The sequence below is a fragment of the Variovorax sp. CCNWLW235 genome, from assembly GCF_037204085.1.
Classification (GTDB): Bacteria; Pseudomonadota; Gammaproteobacteria; order Burkholderiales; family Burkholderiaceae_C; genus Variovorax.
Genome location: NZ_JBBCBW010000019.1, coordinates 54,987 through 77,119 on the forward strand (window position 1 = coordinate 54,987; position 22,133 = coordinate 77,119).

Genomic DNA, 22,133 nt, shown 5'->3' on the forward strand with positions numbered 1-22,133 from the left:
AATGTCAGGGACGGGGGAAACCAAGGCGCCGGCGCAGCGCGAACCGCAGACGGCCGTCGCGCCGCTGAACACCATCGTGAAGGAAGACGTTGCAGCGGCTAGCAAGGCGGTGGACGACTGGTTGCGCTCCTTCAGTGGCGGCTATGTCACGCTCGAGCGGCTCACCATGGTGCTGGGCAGCATTCCGATCGTCGGCAACATCATGGCGCTGGTGGATGTGTTCCTGGACATCATCAACATCGTCGAGAAAAAAGCCAAGGACGGGGTCGAAGCATTCCTGACGTGGGTGAGCCTTGGCATCAACCTCATCGGTTTGATCCCGCTGCCGCCGACCATGGCGGCAGCGCGCATGAGCTTGCGGCCCACGCTGCACCTGGTGAAGCAGCAACTCAAGAGCGCCACCTCCAACCTCGGCGAGGCGATCGTCACCACGCTGGTGGGGCACCTCAACGCCACCATCGTGGGAGAGCTCGACAAGTTCATCGACGGCGCCATAGGCAAGCTCGATGGCATCCTGAAGAGCTGCGCGGACCTGGCCGACAAGATCATCGACAACCTCGTGGACATTCTTCGGCGCGTGCTCGGGCAGAAGGACCTGTTCACCGTGGCCAAGCCCGGCTCGGCAGAAACGAAGGTGCACGACCCGAAGACGCAGAGCACCTGGAGCCGCATGTGGGGCAGCGCGGTGCGCTATACCAAGGAGTCGGCCAACTACGTGGCCAAGGCGGCGGCAAGCCAGCTGCCCGCCGGCGTCGCGAGCCGGGTCGAGGGTGTGATCAGTCAGATGCTGGACTTCAAGCGCCTGCTGCGCGGGCAGTTGTCGAAGCTGGCCGACCGCGAGGCGCAGGCCAGCATCATGTGGCTGCTGCACAAGCTGCGGGATGCGTTGCTGCGCAAGAAGGGCAAGGGCTCTGCGCTCGTGTCGCCGCAGGCGGGGAGCAAGGCCGAGAAGGACAAGCCGGGTGCGGCGCTCGGCCACATCAGCAAGCAGGCGGATGCGCATGGACCGCCCCCAGGCTGCAAGAACTGCTCTGCGCCGGCGCGTGTAGGCGGTTCGATCAGCCTCGCGACCGGCAATGAAAGCTTCACGCACACTGATTTCGTGCTTGCCGCACCGCTGCCCATCGAATGGGCGCGCACCTACGCCAGCGACCTGGACGCCTTTGATCGAGGCAGCCTGGGTGCACGGTGGATCACGCCCTACAGCATGCGCGTGGACATCACGACGCCCACGCGCGGCGCTCGCAAAGGGCGCGCGAGCATGGTCTATCACGCAGCCGACGGCCGCAGCCACTCGTATCCGGTGCTGGCGGTTGGGCAGGCGTATCGCGATGCCATCGAGGAGATAACCGTCTCGCGCCTCAGCGAAACCTTGCTGGCGCTCGACTTCGGCAAGCCGCTGCCAGCGGGAGCGCAACCCGAGTGGCGCGAACTCTACGAACTGGTCGACAGCAAGCAGCCGCACTTTCGGCTGGTGACGCAGCAGGCCAAAGACGGCCAGTCCATCGGCCTGCGCTACGACCACGTGATCGCCTCTTCAGGCGAGCAAGTGCTCAGCGACATCATCAGCAAGCAGGGCGACGTGGTCATGGCCCACGTGGGCACGCAGCCCGATGCGAAGACCGGCCTCGTCCGGTCGCTGTGGGAGCTGAAGGACGGCCAGGTCGTGCGCCAGCTGGCCGCCTATACGCACGACGCCGAACATGACCTGATTGCCGCGCAGGACCAGAACGGCGCCAGCTGGAGCTACACCTACAGCCACCACCTGGTCACCCGCTACACCGACCGCACCGGCCGCGGCATGAACCTCGAGTACGACGGCACCGGCGCCGACGCCAAGGCCGTGCGCGAGTGGTCCGACGACGGCAGCTTTGCGCTGCAGCTGGAGTGGGACGCCAACATCCGCCTAACCTACGTCACCGATGCACTGGGCGGCGAGACCTGGCACTACTACGACATCGAGGGCTACACCTACCGCGTCATCCACCCCGACAAGCTGGAGGAATGGTTCTTTCGGGACGGCGCAAAGAACGTCACGCGCCATGTGCATACCGACGGCACCACCGACGACTACACCTACGACGAGGACGGCAACCTGCAGACGCACACCCGGGCCGACGGCAGCCGGGTGCACTTCGAGTACGACAGCCAGCACCGTCTCACGGGCATTCGCGACGCCGAGGGCGGCGTGTGGAAGCGCGACTACGATGCCCAGGGCCATCTGACGGAAGAGATCGATCCGCTGGGCCACAAGACCGAGTACGCCTACGACAAGGCCGGGCGGCCCGTGCGCGTGACCGATGCGAAGGGCGGCGTGAAGGGGCTCGTTTATTCCCCTTCAGGGCAACTGCTCAGCTACACCGATTGCTCCGCCAAGACCAGCCGATGGGAGTACGACCAGCGCGGCCGCGTGACCAAGGCCGTGGATGCAGCTGGCAACACCACCAGCTACCGCTACGCCGCGGGCCAGCTCGAAGAAGTTGTGCTGCCCGACGAAACCAGCGAGCACTTCACGCACGATGCCGAAGGGCGCCTGCTCGCGCACGCCGACGCGCTCGGCCGTCGCACCCGCTACAGCTACACGCGTGCAGGCCTCATCGCAGGCCGCACCGACGCTGCAGGCCGCTCGCTCAAATACCACTGGGACTTGCTGGGCCGGCTGACCGAGCTGCAGAACGAAAACGGCAGCCACTACAACTTTCGCTATGACCCGGTGGGCCGCCTGCTGGAAGAAACCGGCTTCGACCGCAAGACCACGCACTACCGCCACGAGGCGACCACCGGTACGCTCGCCGAAGTGGTCGAAGCCGGCCACGCGACTCAACTGCAGTTCGATGCGCTCGGCCGCCTTGTCGAGCGGAATGCGGGCGAAGGCCAGGTGGAGCACTTTGCGTACGACCGCAATGGCCGCTTGGTGGAGGCCGCCAATCGCGATGCGCGCCTGCAGTGGTTCTATGACCCGGCCGGCAACCTGACGCGCGAGCACCACCACTACCTGGCAAATGCGCGCACGGCGGTCTGGCAACACCGCTACGACGAACTCAACGAGCGCATTGCCACCACCCGCCCTGATGGCCACGTGACCCAATGGCTCACCTATGGTTCTGGCCACGTGCACGGCCTTCTTGTCGATGGGCAAGACATTCTCGGGTTCGAACGCGACGACCTGCACCGCGAAGTGGCCAGGGAGCAGGGCAACGGTCTGAGCCAGCGCCAGAAGTACGACCCCGCCGGCCGCCTGCTGGAGCAGCGCATTTCGCAAACCGGCCGCGGCCCCGCCGATGCGCTGGAACTCAGCCGCCGCTACACCTACGACAAGGCCGGCCAGCTCACCGCCATTGGCGACAGCCGCCGCGGCCGGCTGGACTACCGCTACGACCCGGTCGGCCAGCTGCTCGAAGCCAACAGCCGGCTCGGCCGCGAGGTATTCGCCTTCGACCCCGCGGGCAACATCGTCGACCCTGCCCAGGCTAACGGTCCGGTGCAGCGCACTGCCAGCAAGCTGCTCGACAACCTGCTGAAGGAATACGCAGGCACCAGCTACCGTTACGACGCGCGCGGCAATCTCGTCGAACGTGTGAAGAACGGGCGCAAGACCGTCTTTGCTTGGGACGGCTTCAACCGCATGGCGGCCGCTACCGATCCCGATGGCATTACCACCGCTTTCAGCTACGACCCGCTGGGCCGCCGCATCGCCAAGCGATCAGGCGACGCGACCACCTCATTCGGTTGGGACGGCGACGTGCTCGCGTTCGAAAGCACCCAAAGCACCGCTGCGCTGAACGAACAGCAAGGGCAGGGATGGAGCGTGCACTACATCCACGAGCGCGACTCCTTCGTGCCGCTGATGCAGATCAGGCAGCCGCGCGCCATGGCGCTGAGCGAAACGCCGGACGTGAAGGCGCTGATGGAGGCGAACGGCGGCGCGTACGACATCGAGCAGGATCCGCTCTGGAATGGCGAACAGCGCAGCGTGCCGAGCGCCTTCGACAGGAAGGAGATGGCGTTCTACCAATGCGACCACCTCGGTACGCCGCAAGAGCTGACGGACCATGAAGGAAGCATTGCATGGTCGGCGCAGCACAAGGCCTGGGGCGAGGCGCGCGAGACGATCAGCGAGGCGGGGAGAAGGGCGGGGTTCAGGAATCCGATCCGGTTCCAGGGGCAGTATTTCGATGAGGAAACGGGGCTGCATTACAACCGGTATCGATATTACGATCCAGATAGCGGGCGGTTTGTGTCAAGTGACCCGATCAGGCTCGCCGGCGGCCCCAATATGCATCAGTACGCGCCGAATCCAGTGCGGTGGGTTGATCCCCGAGGTTTGGCTGGTTATGAAGCATCAATGGGGAATACCGCTGCTCAAGACACATTAGCGCGCGGTGTACACGTCAATGTCCAAGGACCAGGCCTTCCGAGGGCAGGCGGACACATTGGAGTTGTTCCAACTCATGATGGTCAGGGACTTACCACCAAGCCAGTTGATGCGGCGACTAGAAATCTGCCTGAATCTCAGCAGGCAAAGGCCTGTCAGTGCGTTGTCGATTTTTTAAGCAAACCAAAGAATCACTCAAAAATAGCAAAACAGGCGCAAGGCGGGATAGATCGATTCCCTGGAACTGACAGAGCAAAAGAATTGGAAAAGGTACGCGACCTCGCCGAAAGAGGGGTTCTTGTTAAATGAAAAATTATATCGATAATCTGCCAGTGCTAAACGCTTCTGTAAGTCAGCTGCTGCGAATTTTTCTGACAGAAAAATATATATCGACTCCTGATCTATTTGGGTTGCGCGATTTTTCAGTCGGTGAGTTGTTGAAGAATTCTTACCAAATGACGGGTGACGATTTTTATTGCTTGTACGAGAAAGATTATCGTTTGATAGGATTGGATTCAAGCTTGAACTTGAAGAACTACTTCAGTCAAGGAGAATTTATTTCAAATGGCGTAGATTTGGCTGGTGCCAGAATATGCACCGAATTGTCTAGGTTTTGCAGTAGTAAAATCGATTCTTTGCTGATCTACTCGATCGAGCTTCTCCTGGATGAATCACTTGATTTTGGTTCTTTGGTGATTAATGATTTCCTTGAGTTGCGATTCGGAAAAACAACAAGGTCTAAGCGCAAAAAGAAATTTCATCTAACTGGAATTTCTACTGACTATGAGCTCCCGTTGGGGTCGGCCGAAAGGAAAATCAATACCCATGGCGCTCGAAAGATGAAAAAAAAGGTTTCTTTTTGCCACGCCCTTCTGAAATTCGCTGAAGAACCGGCGGTCAAGGACCTTGTGATGTGCATTAGGGGCAACCTCCCGCACGCCATTTTGGATGAGGTAGGAAAGTGAAAAGATAGACTCAAGGTAGCGGGGCGACACGGAGTGCCCCGGCGAATAAAAGGGCCCAAGACCTCTGAGGTAGAAAGTGCGATTTGTCGCTTGGTAAGCATGGAGCTGCTCGTATGAACCACGTGTGGATATTCAATGGTGCAGGTGCACGGACTCCATCCGCCGTCTTTAAAGAAAAGGCAGAAGCGGAAGCGTGGATCATGGCGAACAAATTGACCGGGATGCTTACCAAATACCCCGTTGGAGTTTCCGTTTATCAAATGGGCGATCCAGAGCGGTAATTTCAAGATAAAAGACAAAAATGATAGATCGCCCGAATTCATTCAAAGTTTTTCGTCTGCTGCACAAGACCATGTGCACTACGAAAACGGGGTCTCGGATTAGCGGCTGTTGCGAGCATTGGGACTGTTCTTGTTCGGCGCGCCGGCTCAATATTTCATCGATGATCTTTACGACCTAGAGTGCTCGTGAGTGATTTTTCCAATGAAGTTAGTTGAGCAACTGATTGGCGTGGCTGTGAATTAAGTAAGGGGTCACGCTACCGCCCGCCTGTTACCACTCCTCACGTTCACCCTCGGGTTTTCGATAACTAAATCCACTTGATTTAGTCCCTCTGCTGCTCGATAGTCTCCCTGCGCCCGGATGCTCCACGCCTTCCACGGCTCGCATCCGGATCCCAAGACCGCAGGCGCATCGCCGCCTGACCACGGAGACACACACATGCTCAGCTCCCGCTCCATCCTGGCCCTGGCGGCCATGTCCCTGGCTGCATCGTCCGCTGCCTTTGCCGCCGACCAGCCGGTCATCGGCCTCGTCACCAAGACCGAAACCAACCCCTTCTTCGTCAAGATGAAAGAGGGCGCGCAGGAAGAGGCCAAGAAGCTCGGCGCCAAGCTGCTTTCGGGCGCGGGCAAGGCCGACGGCGACAACGCGGGCCAGATCACGGCCATGGAAAACATGATTGCCGCGGGTGCCAAGACCATCCTCATCACGCCGAGCGACGCCAAGGCCATCGTGCCGGCGATCAAGAAGGCGCGCGACAAGGGCATCATGGTGATTGCGCTCGACAGCCCGGCCGATCCGCCGGAGGCGACCGATGCGCTCTTTGCCACCAACAACTACACGGCCGGCGTGCTGATCGGCGAATACGCCAAGGCCGCGATGGCCGGCAAGCCGGCGAAGATCGTCGCGCTCGACCTGCTGCCGGGCCACCCGGTGGGTGCGCAGCGGCACAACGGCTTCATGAAGGGCTTCGGGCTTGCGGCGAACGATGCCAAGTCGAACGAGCTCTCGAAGGCGCCCGAAATCGTGTGCATGGCCGACAGCTTCGGCGACCAGGCCAAGGCGCAGACGGCGATGGAAAACTGCCTGCAGAGGGCGCCCGACGTGAACCTGGTCTACACCATCAACGAGCCCGCCGCGGCCGGTGCCTACAACGCGCTGAAGCGCGCAGGCAAGGAGAAGGGCGTGATGATCGTGTCGGTCGACGGCGGTTGCCAGGGCATCAAGGACACCAACGCCGGCGTGATCGCCGCAACCTCGCAGCAGTACCCGCTCAAGATGGCGGCCATGGGCGTGGCGGCGGGGGTGGAATATGCCAAGACGGGCAAGAAGGCCTCGGGCTACGTCGACACGGGCGTGACCCTCATCGCCGGCAAGAACGTGCCGGGCGTCGACAGCAAGGACACCAAGACCGGCGCCGAGTTGTGCTGGGGCAAGAAGTAATCGAAGCCCGGAGCATCTAGATGGCGAAATCTCCGACGCACCATATTCCGTGGGGCGCCCTGGGGCCGTGGCTGGCCCTGCTTGGCGCATGCATCTTCTTTGCGACCCAGTCCGACCGCTTCCTGACGGGCGGCAACCTCTCGCTGATCATGCAGCAGGTGATGGTGGTCGGCGTGATCGCCATCGGCCAGACGCTGATCATTCTCACGGCGGGCATCGACCTGTCGTGCGGCATGGTGATGGCGCTGGGCAGCATCATCATGACCAAGTTCGCCACCGAGCTCGGGTTGCCGGTGCCGGTGGCCATCTTGTGCGGCATCGGCGTGACGACGCTGTTCGGCTTGCTCAACGGCTTGCTGGTCACGCGCATCAAGCTGCCGCCGTTCATCGTGACGCTGGGCACGCTGAACATCGCGTTCGCGATCACGCAGCTGTATTCGTCCTCGCAGACCATCACCGATCTGCCCGCCGGCCTCACGGGGCTGGGCACCACCTTCACCGTCGGCAGCGCCGAAGTGGCGTGGGGCGCGGTGCTGATGCTGGTGCTGGTGCTGTATGCGCTCGCATGGTTCGTGCTGCGCGAAACGGCCGCGGGCCGGCACATCTATGCCGTGGGCAACAACGCCGAGGCCACGCGCCTGGTCGGTATTCCCACGCAGCGCGTGCTGCTGGGCGTGTATGTGGCGGCGGGTGTGCTCTATGGCGTTGCCTCGCTGCTGTCGGTGGCGCGCACCGGGGTGGGTGATCCGAACGCGGGGCAGACCGAGAACCTCGACGCGATCACGGCGGTGGTGCTCGGCGGCACCAGCCTGTTCGGCGGGCGCGGCATCGTGCTGGGTTCGCTCATCGGCGTGCTCATCGTCGGGGTGTTCCGCAACGGGCTCACGCTCATGGGCGTGTCGTCGATCTACCAGGTGCTGGTAACGGGCGTGCTGGTAATTCTTGCGGTGGCGGCCGATCAACTCTCGCGCCGGGGAGCACGCTGATGAACGCCGTGGCCAATCCTCAATCCGCCAAGGTCGTGATGCAGGCCAAGGGCCTGGTGAAGCGCTACGGCCAGGTGACGGCGCTCGACGGTGTCGATTTCGAGCTGCGCGAAGGAGAAATCCTCGCGGTGATCGGCGACAACGGCGCGGGCAAGTCGTCGCTCATCAAGGCGCTCTCGGGTGCGGTGGTGCCCGACGAAGGCGAGATACTGCTCGACGGTGCGCCGGTGCATTTTCGGAACCCGCTCGACGCGCGCCGCGCGGGCATCGAGACGGTCTATCAAGACCTGGCCGTGGCACCCGCCATGACCATCTACGAGAACCTCTTTCTCGGCCGCGAGTTGCGCCGCCCGGGCTTCATGGGCAACGTGCTGCGCATGCTCGACAAGAAAAAGATGCTGCAGGAAAGCGCCGCGCGCATGGCAGACCTGAAGGTCGGCATCCAGTCGATGACGCAGGCGGTCGAAACGCTCTCCGGCGGACAGCGCCAGTGCGTGGCCGTGGCGCGCAGCGCAGCCTTCGCGCGGCATGTGGTCATCATGGACGAGCCCACCGCAGCGCTCGGCGTGAAAGAGGGCAACATGGTGCTCGAGCTGATCCGCCGCGTGCGCGACCGCGGCCTGCCCGTGGTGCTCATCAGCCACAACATGCCGCATGTGTTCGAGGTGGCCGACCGCATTCATGTGGCGCGGCTCGGCAAGCGCGCGGCGGTGCTCAACCCGAAGAACATCAGCATGAGCGATACAGTGGCCGTGATGACCGGCGCCATGACGGCCGACCAACTGCCCGCGGAGGCGCATGCCTGATGCACATGCCTCTGCTGCCGCCGGTTTGCGCCCGCCCGACCTGTTGCGCCCGCGCGGCTCCAACCAGGTGGGCATGCGCCAGTTCAACGAGCGCGTGGTGCTGCAGGCCCTGCGCGTTCACACCAGCCTGCCGAAGGCCGACCTTGCGCGGCTGACCGGACTGAGTGCGCAGACCATCGGGCTCATTACCGCCCGGCTCGAGGAAGACCAGCTCATCGTGAAGCAGGGGCGCGTGCGCGGCCGCATCGGGCAGCCTTCGGTGCCGCTGGCGCTGAACCCCGACGGTGCGTTTGCCATCGGCATCAAGGTAGGGCGGCGCGGCGCCGAATGGTTGCTGATCGACTTTGCCGCACAGGTGCGCGAACGGCATGCCATGAGCTACGACTTTCCGGATGCGCAGGCGCTGCTGCCCGCCATTGCCGAGCACATCCACCGCCTGCGCGACGGGCTGGGGCCGCTGGCTGTGCGCAACGTGGGCGTAGGGCTGGCCGCGCCTTTTCTGCTTGGCGGTTGGCACCGCACGCTGGGCCTGTCGAAGGCCCAGTCGGACGAGTGGAACCAGATGGACCTGCTGGCCGAGGTGAGGGCGCGCACCGATGTGCCGGTGAGCTTTGCGCGCGACACGGTCGCCGCCTGCGTGGCCGAACTGGTCGGCGGGCGCGGGCACGACCTGAAGAGCTTTCTGTACATCTTCGTCGACACCTTCGTGGGCGGCGGGCTGGTCATCGATTCGCACCTGCACACCGGTGCGCACGGCAACGCGGGAGCATTGGCCTCGTTGCCGATGCAGTCGGTGCGGGCCGGTGGCGCGCTGCCGCCGCAGGTGATGGCCGAGGCTTCGCTCTGGGAGCTGGAGCAGCGTCTGCAGGCCGAAGGGCTGGATGCCACCGCGGCCTACGACGACCGCGCGCTGCAGCCGCCGCATGCCGCAGTCACGCAGGCGTGGCTGGGCTCCGCGTCGCTGGCCTTGGCGCATGCCATCGTGAGCAGCACGGCTGTGCTCGACCTCGCCGATGTGGTGATGGACGGTTCGATGTCACGCTCGCTGCTGCAGGCGCTGCTCGAACAGACGCGCGCGGCGCTGGCCCAGTGCAACTGGGAAGGGCTCTGGCCGCCGCAGCTGCATGGGGGCAGGCTGGGCGCGCAGGCCTGTGCGCTGGGCGGGGCGATGCTGCCGCTGCACGCCAATTTCGCGCCCGACCACGATGTGTTCTTGAAGGCGGCCTGAGCGGGCTTGCGCCCTCAAGCTCACAGGCTCGCGGATGCGTGCACGCCGCGCGGCAGCCGCAACGTGCTCGCTTGCGCGCCTTCGGGGCAAGGTCCATCGGAATAGCTTGCTTCGCCTTCGGGCATGACGCACTTGTGCACCTCGACCACAGCCGGGGCGGCCTTGACGGGCGCCTCCACCGGAGCGACTACAGGGGCCCCGAAGTTCGCGTTTGCGAGCGGCGCATAAGCGGGCGCATACGGCGACATGGGCATGACCGGTTCAGGGGACGAGCGGGTCACTTCACTCGGCAACGCTCGCGTGCCAGTGGCCGGTGTGGCCGGCTCGACATGCGCCGGCATGACTGCCGGTGCCAACCCGGGCGCGCGTGCGGCGCTCTCTTGAACCAGGTCTTTCAAGGTGACATAGAAAAGCGACACCGCGACCAGTGCCACACCCAGGCAAGGCGCCCAGTAACGGCTGGAGCCTTGCGCAAGATCCGTTTGCCCGGTCGTGCCGATCGTCTGTTCGAGGCCCATGGCTGAAGCTCCTTGCTTGTGTTCAGCCTTTCTACTGACCGGAACTGGGGGCCCTTGTAGGCCTGCGCCATGCGCCACGACGGAATACGCCTCGAAAATGCCGCGGAGAAAGCCGGTTCGACGGTTCGAACCGCCTCGATGCGGGAGTTTCGATAATGCAGTTCGTCAAGCAGAGAACCGAACCGCAAAAATGAGTGCCGCAGATTTCCTCTTCGCCCCCGAAGTACAAAAGCTACTGATGGTTGCCTACGCGGCGCCCGACCAACAGTTTTCTTCCAGCGAGCTGGCCAAGCGCTCGAAACTCGAACCCGACGATGCAGCGCGCACGCTGGAGCATCTGGTCGGCAGCGGCATTTTGAAGCGCAACAAGCCGAAGGCAGACGAGGCCGAGACCCTCTCGGTTGACCGCGCGTTCATCTTCCACGACGAGTTGCGAAGCATCGCGCTCAAGTCTTTTGCCGCAGCCGAGCCGGTCCGCTCCATGCTGCGCACCAAGTTCAAGGACTCGGTCATGCGCGCCTTCATCCTGCAAGAGGACCAGGACGGCACGCTGGAGCTCCTCGTCGTGCACGGCCAGCTGATGCCCGACGAATCCGCCATGAAGACCGCATGCCAGAAGCTGTCGAAGAACATCCACCGCCATCTGAAGGTTCATGTCATTTCGAGCATCAGGTTCAACAGCCTCACGCCGCGCGACTCGCTCGCGTCGAAGCTGGCAGCGCCCGGCGCGCTCGAGATCATCGCGCTTGGGGATACGAAGGCTCAGCCGCCGGTGGAGAAGGTCGGCCTTTTGCAAAGCGCAAAGAAGAAACTCGCAACGCTGGCGCGCCCTTCGGCTTAAGCGCGCAGCGCGAGGCCGTTCAGGCCCGGCTCAGTCCGGCTTGATGTTGGCCCTTGCAATCACCTTTTGCCAACGCACCTGTTCGGCGGCAATGAACTGCGCGAACTGTTCGGGCGTGCCGCCGATAGCTTCGGCCGCATCGCCCGTCAGCCGCTGCATGGAGTCGGGCGATTTCACGGCCTTCATCGTCTCGGCAGAGAGCTTGGCCAGCTGGGCGGGCTCGATGCTGGCCGGCGCGAGCATGCCGTACCACTGCGTCATCTCGAAACCCGGAAAGCCTTGCTCGGCCACCGTGCCCACGTCGGGCAGTTGCGGCAGGCGCTTGGCCGAACCCGTGGCAATGCAGCGCACCTTGCCGCTCTTGATGAACGGAAGAATGGCTGCTGCACCGATGGCCGAGGCATCGAGGCGGCCCGAGAGCAGGTCGGTCACCATCGGGCCGGTGCCGCGGTAGGGCACATGCAGCATGAAGACGTTGGCCGTCATCTTCAGGTACTCGAAAGCCAGGTGGCCTGCACTGCCGTTGCCCGCGGAGCCGTAGCTCAGCTTGCCGGGCTTCGACTTGGCGTAGGCGATGAACTCCTTCAGGTTCTGGGCCGGTACGTCGGGGTGCACCACGTACAGGCTGGGCACCTTGGCCAACAGGCTCACGGGCTTGAAGTCCTTGTTCGCGTCGTAGGGCAGCTTGGCAAAGATGTAGGGGTTGACCGCCAGCGTGCCGATGTGCCCGAGGATCAGTGTGTGCTGGTCGGTGGCGCGCGCCACTTCGCTCATCGCAATGTTGCCGGCCGCGCCGGGCTTGTTGTCGACGAACACGCTTTGCCCCATCGTGCGCGAAAGCTCGGCGGCCGTGGAGCGCGCCACGATCTCCGAACTGCCGCCCGGCGCAAAGGGCACCACGAAGCGGATCGACTTGCTGGGCCAGGCGGCCTGGGCGGAGGCCATCGAAGGCAGCAGGCCACCAAGCGCCAGCGCGCCGCCGCCTTGCAGCCATTGGCGGCGCGTGGACTGTGGATCGTTCAGGAAGAAGTTGTCGGACATGAATTTGTCTCCGTTGCTTTTGTGTGAGGGGAGCATCTTGCCCGACGAATGCAGCCGCAAATTGCCCGGTCAGATCAGGTTGCGCATGGCCTGCGCCGTCTCGCGCAGCACCGGCAGCACGCGCGCCACCGCGTCCTCGGAGCTTTCGTGGCCCATGGGCATGGTGATGTTGAGCGCGCCCAGCAGCATGCCGTGCCGGTCGCGCAGCGGCACCGCAATGCCGCGCGAGTTCAGGTCGAGCTGCTGCTCCGACAGGGCCCAGCCTTGTGCGCGGATGCGCGCCAGCTCGAGCTTCATGCGCTCCTTGCTCGCGATGGTGTGCGAGGTGAACACCTGAAGCTCACGCGTGGCGAGCCATTCGGCCAGCTCCGCGTCGCCGCGCAGCGCCAGCATCAGCATGCCCGCGGCCGTAACCTGCGCCGGTACGCGCGCGCCAAGCACGTAGCCGGTGCTCATGCTGCGGTTGGGGCCGTTGCGGGCGATGTAGACGACCTCGTCGCCGTCCATCACGCTCAGGTAGGCGATCTCGTTGGTGCCGGCGGCCACGCGCTGCAGAAACGGCTGGACGATGCGCGGCAGCCGCGCCGAGTCGAGGTACGACTGGCCCAGCCGCAGCACGCGCGGCGTGAGCCAGAACAGCTTGCCGTCGCTGGCCACGTAACCCATGTGCTGCAGCGTCAGCAGATAGCGGCGCGCGGCCGTGCGCGTCATGCCGGTGCGTTCGCCGGCCTGGCTGGCGGTCAGGCGCGGGTGGGCATCGTCGAAGGCTTCGATGATGCTCACGCCGCGCTCCAGGCCGGCGATCCAGTCGCGCTTGTCGAGCCCTGGCGGCGCGGGGGAAAGGTCGGTGAGATCGGTGCTCATGGTGGGGGAGTTTGCCGTGCCGACGGTGCTGCCGCGTTACGCTCTCATCGGGATTAACCCTGTTTTTGTGCGATGAGCGAACGCATCAAGACGATAAACGAGCATTTTTGATGTCAGGCAGAGCAGGCTAGGGAGTCAAGGTGGATAAAGTGCGCCCTGGCAATGGCTTTGGAGCGATTGCCGCACAAAAGAGGCAAGACATGACCACCTCCATCACCGGCAGCACCCTGGCGTACCTGATTCCCGGCGACCCCGTGCGCAACGTGCGCCTGCCGCGGATGTTCAACGCCGTGTTCGAGCGCTTCGGCATCGACGCGGTGCTGGTGCCCATGCAGGTGCCGCTGCGCGACTTTGCGGTGTTCCTCAAGTCGAGCTTCCTGGCCCGCAACGTGCGCGGCATGGTCATTGCGCCGCCGCACAAGCCGCTGGCGGTCGACCTGCTAGATGGCTGCGGCCTGTTCGGCCGCGTGGCGGGCTCGGTCAACGTGGTGCGCCGCATAGAGAACAACGAACTCGAGGGCGACCTGTTCGACGGTGAGGGCCTGCTGGGCGCGCTGGACCATTTCAACATTCCGTTCCGCGGCAAGCGGGTGCTGATACTCGGCGCCGGCGTGAGCGCGGCGGCCATTGGCGTTGCGCTGGCCGAAGGTGGCACTGTCGACGGTGCGGAGCACATCGCCCTGTACGACACCTCGGCGGGCAAGGCGGCTGGCGTGGCGGCCAAGCTCGACGCGTTCTTCGATGCCAATGTGGTGGCGGTCGACAGCAATGCACCCGAAGGCTACGACCTGGTCATCAATGCCACGTCGCAGGGGCTGGAAGAAACTGATGCGCTGCCAGTCGACGTTGCCCGCATGGAGCGCCACGCCGCGCTGTTCGACATCTTGCTGCGCAACCAGCCGACGCCGCTGGTGCGCGCCGCGCGTGCCCGTGGGCTCAACGCGCAGGCCGGCTTCGAAATGCTGATCCAGCAAATGCCGCACTACTTCGCGTACTTCGGCCATGCCGAGGCGGCGCAGGGCCTGCGCAAGGACGCGGATTTTCTGCGCGAGATCATCTATCCGCCCGCCATGCAGGCCGAGATTGCCGCGCCTCTGCGCTATCGCTCCGACAGCGTCGCCTGAAGGTGCTTGCGGAGCGGCGCCGAGCGGAACAATTTCAACAAGAGGCAAAAGAACAATGACAAGAATCTTCTCGTGGTACTGCCGCGGGCTCGAAGGGCTCATGGCGCTGATGCTGGCCATCATGGTGCTCATGGTGTTCGGCAACGTCGTGCTGCGCTACGGCTTCAACTCGGGCATTACCGTGTCGGAAGAGGTGTCGCGCTGGCTCTTCGTCTGGATGACCTTTCTGGGTGCCATCGTCGCGGTGCGCGAGCACGGCCACCTGGGCACCGACATGCTGATCTCCAAGCTGCCCACCTGGGGCAAGAAGCTGTGCCTGTACCTGTCGCACGGGCTGATGCTGTTCGCCTCGTACCTGCTGCTCACCGGCAGCTGGCAGCAGACGCTCATCAACTGGGACGTGAGCGCACCTACCACCGGCGCCTCGGTCGGCATCTTCTATTTTGTCGGCGTGGTGTTCGGCGTCTCGGCCATCGTGTTTTTGCTTTACGACCTGTGGCTGGCAGTGACCGGAAAGCTCAGCGACGCCGAACTGGTCATGGTGCACGAGTCGGAAGAGCAGGGCGACATCGACCGCATCAACGCCGAGCTTGCGCGGCGCGATGCCGAAGAGGCCTCGGCCCTCCAGCCCGGCGGCAACGGCACACGAGGCAACTGACATGACGATCGCAATCTTTCTCGGTGCCCTGCTGGGTGCCATGGCCATCGGCGTGCCGATCGCCTATTCGCTGCTGCTATGCGGCGTTGCGCTGATGTGGCACCTCGACCTGTTCGATGCGCAGATCCTCGCGCAGAACGTGATCAACGGCGCCGACAGCTTTCCGCTTTTGGCGGTGCCCTTCTTCATGCTGGCCGGCGAGGCCATGAACCAGGGCGGCCTGTCGCGGCGCATCGTGAACCTGGCGCTGGCGGTGGTGGGCCATGTGCGCGGCGGGCTCGGCTACGTGGCCATCGTGGCGGCCTGCATTCTCTCGGCGCTGTCGGGCTCCGCGGTGGCTGACGCGGCTGCGCTCTCGGCGCTGCTGATCCCGATGATGGTGGCCGCCGGGCACGACAAGGCGCGCTCGGGCGGCCTCATTGCGGCCTCCGGCGTCATCGGCCCGATCATCCCGCCCTCTATCGGGTTCGTCATCTTCGGTGTTGCCGCCAACGTGTCGATCTCCAAGCTGTTCCTGGCGGGCATCTTCCCGGGCATTTTGATCGGCGCCTCGCTCTGGTTCACGTGGTGGTGGCTGGTGCGCAAGGAAAAGGTGCTGCCGCCGCCGCGCAAGTCCAAAGGCGAGATGCTCGCCGCGCTGCGCGAAGCGACCTGGGCGCTGCTGCTGCCGCTGATCATTCTCGTGGGCTTGCGCTTCGGCATCTTCACGCCCACGGAGGCGGCCGTGGTGGCCGCGGTCTACGCGATCTTCGTGGCCACGGTGGTCTACCGCGAGCTCAAGCCCTCGCAGTTCTACGCCATGTTCGTGTCGGCCGCGAAGACCAGCGCGATCGTGATGTTCCTGGTTGCGGCGGCCATGGTTTCGGCTTGGCTCATCACCGTGGCCGACCTGCCGGCCAAGCTGGTGGCGCTGCTCGAACCGCTGATCGCAAGCCCGATGCTGCTGATGATCGTGATCATGGTGCTGGTGATGGCGGTGGGCACCGCAATGGACATGACGCCCACCATCCTGATCCTCACGCCGGTGCTGATGCCGGTGGTCAAGGCGGCGGGCATCGATCCGATCTACTTCGGCGTGCTGTTCATCATCAACAACTCGATCGGTCTCATCACGCCGCCGGTGGGCACGGTGCTCAACGTGGTGGCCGGCGTCGGGCGCATGAAGATGGATGAGCTCACGCGCGGCGTGTGGCCCTTTGCGCTCGCAGAGTTCGGAATGATGTTCCTGATGGTCATGTTCCCGCAGCTCGTCATCTGGCCGGCCCGGCTGCTGAGCGGCTGAGGCGCTGGCCAGCTGACCTTTCCCCAATTCGCTTTTCTTATTTCAACCCGAGGAGACTTTCACCATGAACAAATTTTTCAGCAAGACGCTGGTCGCCCTGGTCGCGGTCGCTGCCATGGGCGGCGCCGCCGCCCAGGTGAAGGAACGCACGCTCAAGTTCGCGTTCCAGAACCAGACAGGCCATCCGCAGGCACAGGGTGCGCAGAAGTTCGCAGACCTCGTCGCCGAGAAGTCGGGCAAGAAGATCACCGTCAAGCTCTTTCCGGGCGGCACGCTCGGCGGCGACCTGCAGACCGTTTCGGCCATGCAGGGCGGCACCATCGAGATGACGGTGCTCAACGCCGGCATCCTGACCGCGCAGGTGAAGGAATTTGCCGCCTACGACTTTCCGTTCCTGTTCAACAACGCGCAGGAAGCCGATGCGGTGACCGACGGCCCCTTCGGCCAGAAGATGCTCGCCAAGCTGGACGAGAAGAACCTGCACGGCCTCGGCTACTGGGACCTGGGCTTCCGCAACCTGACCAACAGCAAGCGCCCGATCGCCAAGGCCGAGGACATCGCGGGCCTGAAGATCCGCGTGATCCAGTCGCCGATCTACATCGACCTGTTCAACACGCTGGGCGCCAACGCCACGCCGATGCCCTTCCCGGAGCTGTATTCGGCGCTGGACCAGAAGGCGGTCGACGGCCAGGAGAACCCCAACACCGTGATCGCATCGTCGAAGTTTGCCGAGGTGCAGAAGCACATCACGCAAACGCGCCACATCTACAACCCGCAGGCGCTGATCATCAGCAAGAAGGCTTGGGACGGCATGAGCGCCGAAGAAAAGAAGATCATCAGCGACGCCGCTGCCGAAGCCACCAAGTTCCAGCGCGAGGCGTCCCGTGCCGCGGCCGATACCGCGCTCGACACGCTCAAGAAGGCCGGCATGACCGTGACCGAACTCCCGCCCGCCGAAATGGCCAAGCTGCGCGACAAGGTCAAGCCAGTGATCGACAAGTACACGGCCACTGTGGGCGAGGCGACCGTGAAGGAACTGATGGCCGAGATCGCAAAGGTCCGCAAGTAAGTTCAACCACAGGCGAATGAAGGACAGCATGATCACCGGCAAGACCACCCTCGTCGCGCACCTGGGCTTTCCCACCGAGAGCTTCAAGGCGCCGATGATCTACAACCCCTGGTTCGAGAAGCAGGGCATCGACGCGGTCGTGGTGCCGATGGGCGTGAAGCCAGAGGACTATCCCGCGGCGTTTGCCGCGCTGTTCCGGCTTACCAACATCCAGGGTGCGCTGGTGACCATGCCGCACAAGATCACGACCATGGGCCTGGTCGACGAGGTCACGCCGACCGCGAAGATCGCCGGGGCCTGCAACGCGGTGCTCAAGCGCGCCGACGGCACGCTGGTGGGCGACCAGTTCGATGGCGCGGGTTTTGTCCGCGGCGTTCTGCGCAAGGGCTGCGCGCTCGAGGGCGCGCGCGTGCTGGTTTCGGGAAGCGGTGGCGTCGGCTCGGCCATTGCGGCCTCGCTGGCGGCGGCCGGCGTCGCGCAGATTGCGCTCTTCGATGCCCACGCGCCGTCGGCCGATGCGCTTGCCGGACGGCTGCGCGCGCACTATCCGGCGCTGGCCGTGTCGACGGGCTCGAATGATCCGGCGGGTTTCGACCTGGTTGTCAACGCCACGCCGTTGGGCATGAAGGAAGACGATCCAATGCCTTTCGACGTGGCCCGCATTGCGCGGTCAACCTTCGTCGGCGAGGTGGTCATGAAGTCCGAATACACGCCGCTGCTGCGTGCCGCACTGGACAAGGGCTGCGCGGTGCAGGTCGGCACTGACATGCTGTTCGAGATGATTCCCGCGTACCTCGAATTCTTCGGCTTTGGCACCGCCACGGCCGACGAACTGCGCGCCGAGGCGAAGATCAGCTACTGAGTTGCAACCGACGCAAACGCCTACGGGCCACGGGCGGGGTGCAAACGCGGTGTAATGCCGCTTCGCCCGCCCGATTTTTTGATGCAAGAGGCGTTCACCATGAGTATTTTCGAAGGCTTTCTTTCCACTTCCGAAACGCTTTCAGCCTTCAGCGACCGCAACTTTGTCGACGCCATGCTGCGCTTCGAGGCGGCGCTCACGCGGGCGCAGGCTGCCGTCGGGCTGGTGCCTGAATCGGCTGCGCATTCGATTGTCGGCAGCTGCAAGGTCGAGCTGTTCGACGTGTCGAAGATCGTGCGCGACAGCGGCCGCGCGGGCAGCGTTGCAATTCCGCTGGTCAAGGCATTGAAAGAGGCCGTGGGCCTGTTCAATGCGGAGGCCGTGCCTTTCGTGCATTTCGGCAGCACCAGCCAGGACGTGATCGACACGGCCATGGCATTGGTCACGCGCGAGGGCATGGCGCTCATCGAGAAGGACCTCGACCGCGCGATCGAGGCACTGCTGCAGCACGCCACGCAGCATGCCGCCACGCCCATTCTTGCGCGCACGCTGATGCAGCCGGCCTCGGTCACGAGCTTCGGCCTCAAGTGCGCGGGCTGGGCTGCGCCGCTGGTGCGCAGCCGCGTGCGTTTGCGCACGGCCGCGCGCCATGCCCTGAACGTGCAGCTTGGCGGGGCCGTCGGCACGCTCGCGCAGATGAAGGGGCAGGGCCCGGCCGTGGTGCAGCGCGTGGCGGACGAGCTTGGCCTCGGCAACGCCGGTACCACGTGGCACACGCAACGCGACGAATGGATTGCGCTCGGTTGCGAGCTGGGTCTGCTTACAGGCAGCCTGGGCAAGATCGCGCGCGACATCTCGCTCATGGGCCAGTACGAAGTCGGCGAAGTGGCCGAACCCACCGAGCCGGGCCGTGGCGGCTCTTCGGCGATGCCGCACAAGCGCAACCCCGTGGCCTCGATGGTGGCGCTGGCCGCGGCGCAGCGTGCCCCGCAGCGCGTGGCCGCGCTGCTGGCCGCCATGCCGCAGGAACACGAGCGTGCCCTCGGCGGCTGGCAGGCCGAATTGGCCGAGTGGCCGCAACTGCTGATGTCCGCGCACGGCAGCGCACGCGCCCTGGCCGGTGCGCTGCCGGGCCTGCAGATCGACGCGACGCGCATGCGCGCCAACATCGACACCCTGCGCGCGGAACTGCCGCGCGAGGCAGCCGACGAATGGTTCAGCCCGGCCCTGGCCGGGCCGGCAGGCGAAACCGCGCTGCGCCAGGTGGCGGCGCTGCGCGACCAACTGATTGCGAAAGACACATCCCGATGACCGATCCGAAAAGCACACCTCCCGCCGGCGACTACGAAGCGGGCCTCGTCAACCGCCGGCGCGTGCTCGGCGATGCCTGGGTCGACAAGTCGCTGGCCAACCGCAACGAGTTCAACGCAGAGTTCCAGGAGCTCATCACGCGCCACGCGTGGAACGACATCTGGGGCCGGCCCGCGCTGGGCGACAAGACGCGCCGCTACATGGTGCTGTCGATGATGCTGGGCATCCATGCGTATGAAGAATTCGCCATGCATGTGCGCGCGGCGCTCGACGGCCCACCCGAATCGCGCCTGACGCCGGACGACATCAAGGAAGTGATCATGATGGCCGCCATCTATTGCGGCGTGCCGGTGGCCAACCATGCCTTCGGCATTGCGACCGGCATCTTGCGGGAGAAGGGCCTGCTGGCAGCAGCCCCGCAGTGACCGGTCCCACGGATATTCGCAAAGGGCGTTTCGACGTCGGCTTTGGCTTGCTGCTGCCGCTGCTCCTGGCGGCCCAGCCTGTGGCCACCGACAGCTACCTGCCCGCGCTGCCCGCCATTGCCAATGAGCTGGGCTCGGCCAGCACCAGCCTCACGCTGTTTGTGCTGGCCTTTGGGTTTGCGCAATTGCTGTGCGGGCCGCTGGCCGATCGCTTCGGGCGCCGGCCGGTGTTGCTGGCGGGGCTTGGCTGCTACGTGATTGCGGCACTCGGCGGTGCCTTTGCGGGCAGCGTGGCGGTGCTTGCGGGCTGGCGCACGCTGCAGGGCTTTTCGATGGCGGCCATTCTGGTTTGCGCGCGCGCCGCGGTGCGCGACTTGTACCCCGCGCACGAAGGGCCGCACGTCATGGCGCGCGGGCTCACCGGGCTGGGGGTGGTGGGGCTGCTCGCGCCGCTGGTGGGCGCGTGGCTGGTGCAGGGGGCCGGCTGGCGCTGGGTGATGGCGTCGATGTCGCTCTACGCGCTGGTGCTCTTTGCGCTCTGCTGGCGTTCGTTCGGCGAAACGCGGCGGCCGCTGGTGGGCGATGTTTCCGCGCCGCGCGGCAGTGCGCGCGCCGTGTTCGCGAGTCGCAGCTTTCGCGCCTGGGCTTCGGTGGCCGCAACCACCTACGGCGGCCTGTTCTGCTTTCTGCTGCTGTCGCCGATGGTCTACATCGGCTATCTGGGCTGGTCGCCCGCCATGTACGGCTGGATTCCGGCCGGTGGCTCGCTGGTCTACATTTTCAGCACCACGATGTGCCGGCGCCTGCTTCGCAAATACGGGCCCGTGCACACCGTTCAGCTTGGCGCTACGCTGAGCATTGCCGGGGCCACGATCCAGGCGCTGGGCTGCTGGCTGGCGCCGCACAGCGCGGTGCCGCTGCTTGCGGGCCACGCCGTCTATTGCCTTGGCCACGGCATCCACCAGCCCTGCGGCCAGGCCGGCGCGGTGGGCGACTTGCCGCACCTGGCCGGTCGCGCCGTGTCGTGGTCGGGTTTCGGCATGATGATGGTTGCATTCAGCGTCGGGCAAATTGCGGCACAGTTTGTCGACACCGGTTACTCGAACGGCGCCTGGCCGATGGTCGTGCCGATGCTGCTCGCAGGCTGCGTGCTGCTGGCCATCGCGTTCCTCTGGCTGCCGCGTCTTCAACACCCGATAAGGAAGGAATCCACATGACCCGTTTGAACGTCGTCCGCGAAGGCAGCGGCCCCTTCGTCGTGCTGAGCCATGCGCTGGGTTGCGACCTGCACATGTGGGACGGCGTGGCCGAGCAGCTTGCGCGCGGCCACACCGTGATTCGCTACGACCACCGCAACCATGGCGGCTCCGAGGTGGTGCCCGGTGCGCTGCGCATCGAAACACTGGCGCAGGACGTGGCTGAACTCATCCAGCGCGAGACCGGCGGGGAGCCGGTGCATTTCGTCGGCCTTTCGATGGGCGGCATGACGGCGCAGGCGCTGGCGGTGCGGCACCCCGAGCTGCTGCGCAGCGTGGTCATTGCGAATTCGTCGGCTCACTATCCCGACCAGTCGCCGTGGCGCGCGCGCGCTGAAACGGTGGCCGCCAAAGGCGTGGAGGCCATTGCGCCGGGCGCCGTGTCGCGCTGGCTGACGCACGGCTATGTCACCACGCAAGAAGGCAAGGCGGCCGCACAGGCGCTGAACGAGGTGCTGGTGCGCACGGACGCACAGGCCTACATCGAAAGCTGCAATGCCGTGGCCGCCATCGATTTTCGCGAGAGCAACCGCCGCGTCACCGTGCCCACGCTGGTCATTGCCGGCTTGCAGGACGAGGCCACGCCCCTGGCAATGTCCGAAGCCATGGTGGCCGCAATTCCTGGCGCGCGGCTGGCCACCATCGATGCGGCGCACCTGAGCGCGGTGGAGCGGCCGGTCGAATTTACGCAGCTGCTGATCGATTACTGGCGCAGTCTCTGAAAAAGCGGCCGCCCGGCATAGCGGGCCGGGCTAGGTCTAACCCCTATTTCGTGCGAACACTGCACGTAGGCGTTC

Annotated in this window: 21 protein-coding genes; 18 read left to right on the forward strand and 3 right to left on the reverse strand. The window is 64.6% G+C overall.

All coding sequences use genetic code 11. The annotated features are described in order from the left end of the window. The first annotated feature begins 1 nt into the window (after nt 1). The 8 genes from V9L21_RS19645 (at nt 2) to V9L21_RS19675 (ending at nt 10,085) form a co-directional block, all read left to right on the forward strand. Complete coding sequence (locus tag V9L21_RS19645; protein WP_337314620.1) at nt 2-4,684, forward strand: RHS repeat-associated core domain-containing protein; 4,683 nt, start codon at nt 2-4, stop codon at nt 4,682-4,684. Further along, nucleotides 4,681-5,340: a hypothetical protein gene (locus tag V9L21_RS19650; RefSeq protein ID WP_337314621.1), complete on the forward strand. Its 660-nt coding sequence runs from the start codon at nt 4,681-4,683 to the stop codon at nt 5,338-5,340. Before V9L21_RS19645 ends, V9L21_RS19650 begins: the two co-directional genes overlap by 4 nt. Nucleotides 5,341-5,453: 113 nt before the next feature. After that, nucleotides 5,454-5,621 (forward strand): DUF7710 domain-containing protein, encoded by a 168-nt coding sequence (locus tag V9L21_RS19655; RefSeq protein WP_337314622.1) that lies wholly within the window; start codon nt 5,454-5,456, stop codon nt 5,619-5,621. Then, nucleotides 5,581-5,724, forward strand: a complete 144-nt coding sequence (locus V9L21_RS26390) for a DUF7710 domain-containing protein (RefSeq protein WP_443305228.1) — start codon at nt 5,581-5,583, stop codon at nt 5,722-5,724. Before V9L21_RS19655 ends, V9L21_RS26390 begins: the two co-directional genes overlap by 41 nt. 336 nt (nt 5,725-6,060) lie before the next feature. Further along, nucleotides 6,061-7,065, forward strand: a complete 1,005-nt coding sequence (locus V9L21_RS19660; RefSeq protein ID WP_337314623.1) for a sugar ABC transporter substrate-binding protein — start codon at nt 6,061-6,063, stop codon at nt 7,063-7,065. A 20-nt stretch (nt 7,066-7,085) separates the two neighbouring features. Beyond that, nucleotides 7,086-8,051, forward strand: coding sequence for an ABC transporter permease (locus V9L21_RS19665; RefSeq protein WP_337314624.1), 966 nt, complete (start codon nt 7,086-7,088; stop codon nt 8,049-8,051). Beyond that, entirely contained in the window at nt 8,051-8,857 is an 807-nt protein-coding gene (locus V9L21_RS19670) for an ATP-binding cassette domain-containing protein (RefSeq protein WP_126746754.1), read from the forward strand. Before V9L21_RS19665 ends, V9L21_RS19670 begins: the two co-directional genes overlap by 1 nt. After that, complete coding sequence (locus V9L21_RS19675) at nt 8,850-10,085, forward strand: ROK family transcriptional regulator (RefSeq protein WP_337314625.1); 1,236 nt, start codon at nt 8,850-8,852, stop codon at nt 10,083-10,085. The genes V9L21_RS19670 and V9L21_RS19675 overlap by 8 nt, the downstream gene beginning before the upstream one ends. Nucleotides 10,086-10,105: 20 nt before the next feature. Here the strand turns inward: V9L21_RS19675 and V9L21_RS19680 are convergent, their stop codons facing one another. Next, entirely contained in the window at nt 10,106-10,603 is a 498-nt protein-coding gene (locus V9L21_RS19680) for a hypothetical protein (protein ID WP_337314626.1), read from the reverse strand. Between the two features lie 97 nt (nt 10,604-10,700). Between V9L21_RS19680 and V9L21_RS19685 the strand changes: the two genes are divergently transcribed. Continuing rightward, entirely contained in the window at nt 10,701-11,444 is a 744-nt protein-coding gene (locus V9L21_RS19685; RefSeq protein WP_337314627.1) for a hypothetical protein, read from the forward strand. 30 nt (nt 11,445-11,474) lie between these two features. On the opposite strand, the gene V9L21_RS19690 is transcribed toward V9L21_RS19685, so the two are convergent. Both V9L21_RS19690 and V9L21_RS19695 read right to left on the reverse strand, forming a co-directional pair. Beyond that, nucleotides 11,475-12,485 (reverse strand): Bug family tripartite tricarboxylate transporter substrate binding protein, encoded by a 1,011-nt coding sequence (locus V9L21_RS19690; protein ID WP_337314628.1) that lies wholly within the window; start codon nt 12,483-12,485, stop codon nt 11,475-11,477. 69 nt (nt 12,486-12,554) lie between these two features. Further along, entirely contained in the window at nt 12,555-13,349 is a 795-nt protein-coding gene (locus tag V9L21_RS19695; protein WP_157614602.1) for an IclR family transcriptional regulator domain-containing protein, read from the reverse strand. A gap of 200 nt (nt 13,350-13,549) precedes the next feature. On the opposite strand from V9L21_RS19695, the gene V9L21_RS19700 reads away from it, so the two are divergent. From V9L21_RS19700 to V9L21_RS19740, 9 genes are all read left to right on the forward strand, one after another. Further along, nucleotides 13,550-14,473, forward strand: coding sequence for a shikimate dehydrogenase family protein (locus V9L21_RS19700; protein WP_337314629.1), 924 nt, complete (start codon nt 13,550-13,552; stop codon nt 14,471-14,473). Between the two features lie 55 nt (nt 14,474-14,528). After that, entirely contained in the window at nt 14,529-15,131 is a 603-nt protein-coding gene (locus tag V9L21_RS19705; RefSeq protein WP_337314630.1) for a TRAP transporter small permease, read from the forward strand. Between the two features lies 1 nt (nt 15,132). Continuing rightward, entirely contained in the window at nt 15,133-16,413 is a 1,281-nt protein-coding gene (locus V9L21_RS19710) for a TRAP transporter large permease subunit (protein WP_337314631.1), read from the forward strand. 64 nt (nt 16,414-16,477) lie between these two features. Continuing rightward, entirely contained in the window at nt 16,478-17,482 is a 1,005-nt protein-coding gene (locus V9L21_RS19715; RefSeq protein WP_337314632.1) for a TRAP transporter substrate-binding protein, read from the forward strand. Nucleotides 17,483-17,510: 28 nt separating this feature from the next. Beyond that, nucleotides 17,511-18,344 carry a shikimate dehydrogenase family protein gene (locus V9L21_RS19720; RefSeq protein ID WP_337314664.1) on the forward strand — a complete coding sequence of 278 codons (834 nt, stop codon included), beginning with the start codon at nt 17,511-17,513 and terminating at the stop codon, nt 18,342-18,344. 99 nt (nt 18,345-18,443) lie between these two features. Then, complete coding sequence (pcaB, locus tag V9L21_RS19725; protein ID WP_337314633.1) at nt 18,444-19,655, forward strand: 3-carboxy-cis,cis-muconate cycloisomerase; 1,212 nt, start codon at nt 18,444-18,446, stop codon at nt 19,653-19,655. After that, on the forward strand, nt 19,652-20,080 hold the full coding sequence (locus tag V9L21_RS19730; RefSeq protein ID WP_281148614.1) for a carboxymuconolactone decarboxylase family protein: 429 nt from the start codon (nt 19,652-19,654) through the stop codon (nt 20,078-20,080). Before pcaB ends, V9L21_RS19730 begins: the two co-directional genes overlap by 4 nt. Further along, nucleotides 20,077-21,297: a multidrug effflux MFS transporter gene (locus V9L21_RS19735; protein WP_337314634.1), complete on the forward strand. Its 1,221-nt coding sequence runs from the start codon at nt 20,077-20,079 to the stop codon at nt 21,295-21,297. Before V9L21_RS19730 ends, V9L21_RS19735 begins: the two co-directional genes overlap by 4 nt. After that, the gene (locus tag V9L21_RS19740) at nt 21,294-22,058 is read left to right on the forward strand and encodes an alpha/beta fold hydrolase (protein WP_337314635.1); all 765 of its coding nucleotides are present in this window, start codon (nt 21,294-21,296) and stop codon (nt 22,056-22,058) included. Before V9L21_RS19735 ends, V9L21_RS19740 begins: the two co-directional genes overlap by 4 nt. The last annotated feature ends 75 nt before the right edge of the window (nt 22,059-22,133 follow it).

Coding starts and splice junctions, on each gene's coding strand:
- V9L21_RS19645 (WP_337314620.1), top strand. CDS start 2: ATGTCAGGGACGGGGGAAACCAAGGCGCCGGCGCAGCGCGAACCGCAG.
- V9L21_RS19650 (WP_337314621.1), top strand. CDS start 4,681: ATGAAAAATTATATCGATAATCTGCCAGTGCTAAACGCTTCTGTAAGT.
- V9L21_RS19655 (WP_337314622.1), top strand. CDS start 5,454: ATGAACCACGTGTGGATATTCAATGGTGCAGGTGCACGGACTCCATCC.
- V9L21_RS19660 (WP_337314623.1), top strand. CDS start 6,061: ATGCTCAGCTCCCGCTCCATCCTGGCCCTGGCGGCCATGTCCCTGGCT.
- V9L21_RS19665 (WP_337314624.1), top strand. CDS start 7,086: ATGGCGAAATCTCCGACGCACCATATTCCGTGGGGCGCCCTGGGGCCG.
- V9L21_RS19670 (WP_126746754.1), top strand. CDS start 8,051: ATGAACGCCGTGGCCAATCCTCAATCCGCCAAGGTCGTGATGCAGGCC.
- V9L21_RS19675 (WP_337314625.1), top strand. CDS start 8,850: ATGCCTGATGCACATGCCTCTGCTGCCGCCGGTTTGCGCCCGCCCGAC.
- V9L21_RS19680 (WP_337314626.1), bottom strand. CDS start 10,603: ATGGGCCTCGAACAGACGATCGGCACGACCGGGCAAACGGATCTTGCG.
- V9L21_RS19685 (WP_337314627.1), top strand. CDS start 10,701: ATGCCGCGGAGAAAGCCGGTTCGACGGTTCGAACCGCCTCGATGCGGG.
- V9L21_RS19690 (WP_337314628.1), bottom strand. CDS start 12,485: ATGTCCGACAACTTCTTCCTGAACGATCCACAGTCCACGCGCCGCCAA.
- V9L21_RS19695 (WP_157614602.1), bottom strand. CDS start 13,349: ATGAGCACCGATCTCACCGACCTTTCCCCCGCGCCGCCAGGGCTCGAC.
- V9L21_RS19700 (WP_337314629.1), top strand. CDS start 13,550: ATGACCACCTCCATCACCGGCAGCACCCTGGCGTACCTGATTCCCGGC.
- V9L21_RS19705 (WP_337314630.1), top strand. CDS start 14,529: ATGACAAGAATCTTCTCGTGGTACTGCCGCGGGCTCGAAGGGCTCATG.
- V9L21_RS19710 (WP_337314631.1), top strand. CDS start 15,133: ATGACGATCGCAATCTTTCTCGGTGCCCTGCTGGGTGCCATGGCCATC.
- V9L21_RS19715 (WP_337314632.1), top strand. CDS start 16,478: ATGAACAAATTTTTCAGCAAGACGCTGGTCGCCCTGGTCGCGGTCGCT.
- V9L21_RS19720 (WP_337314664.1), top strand. CDS start 17,511: ATGATCACCGGCAAGACCACCCTCGTCGCGCACCTGGGCTTTCCCACC.
- pcaB (WP_337314633.1), top strand. CDS start 18,444: ATGAGTATTTTCGAAGGCTTTCTTTCCACTTCCGAAACGCTTTCAGCC.
- V9L21_RS19730 (WP_281148614.1), top strand. CDS start 19,652: ATGACCGATCCGAAAAGCACACCTCCCGCCGGCGACTACGAAGCGGGC.
- V9L21_RS19740 (WP_337314635.1), top strand. CDS start 21,294: ATGACCCGTTTGAACGTCGTCCGCGAAGGCAGCGGCCCCTTCGTCGTG.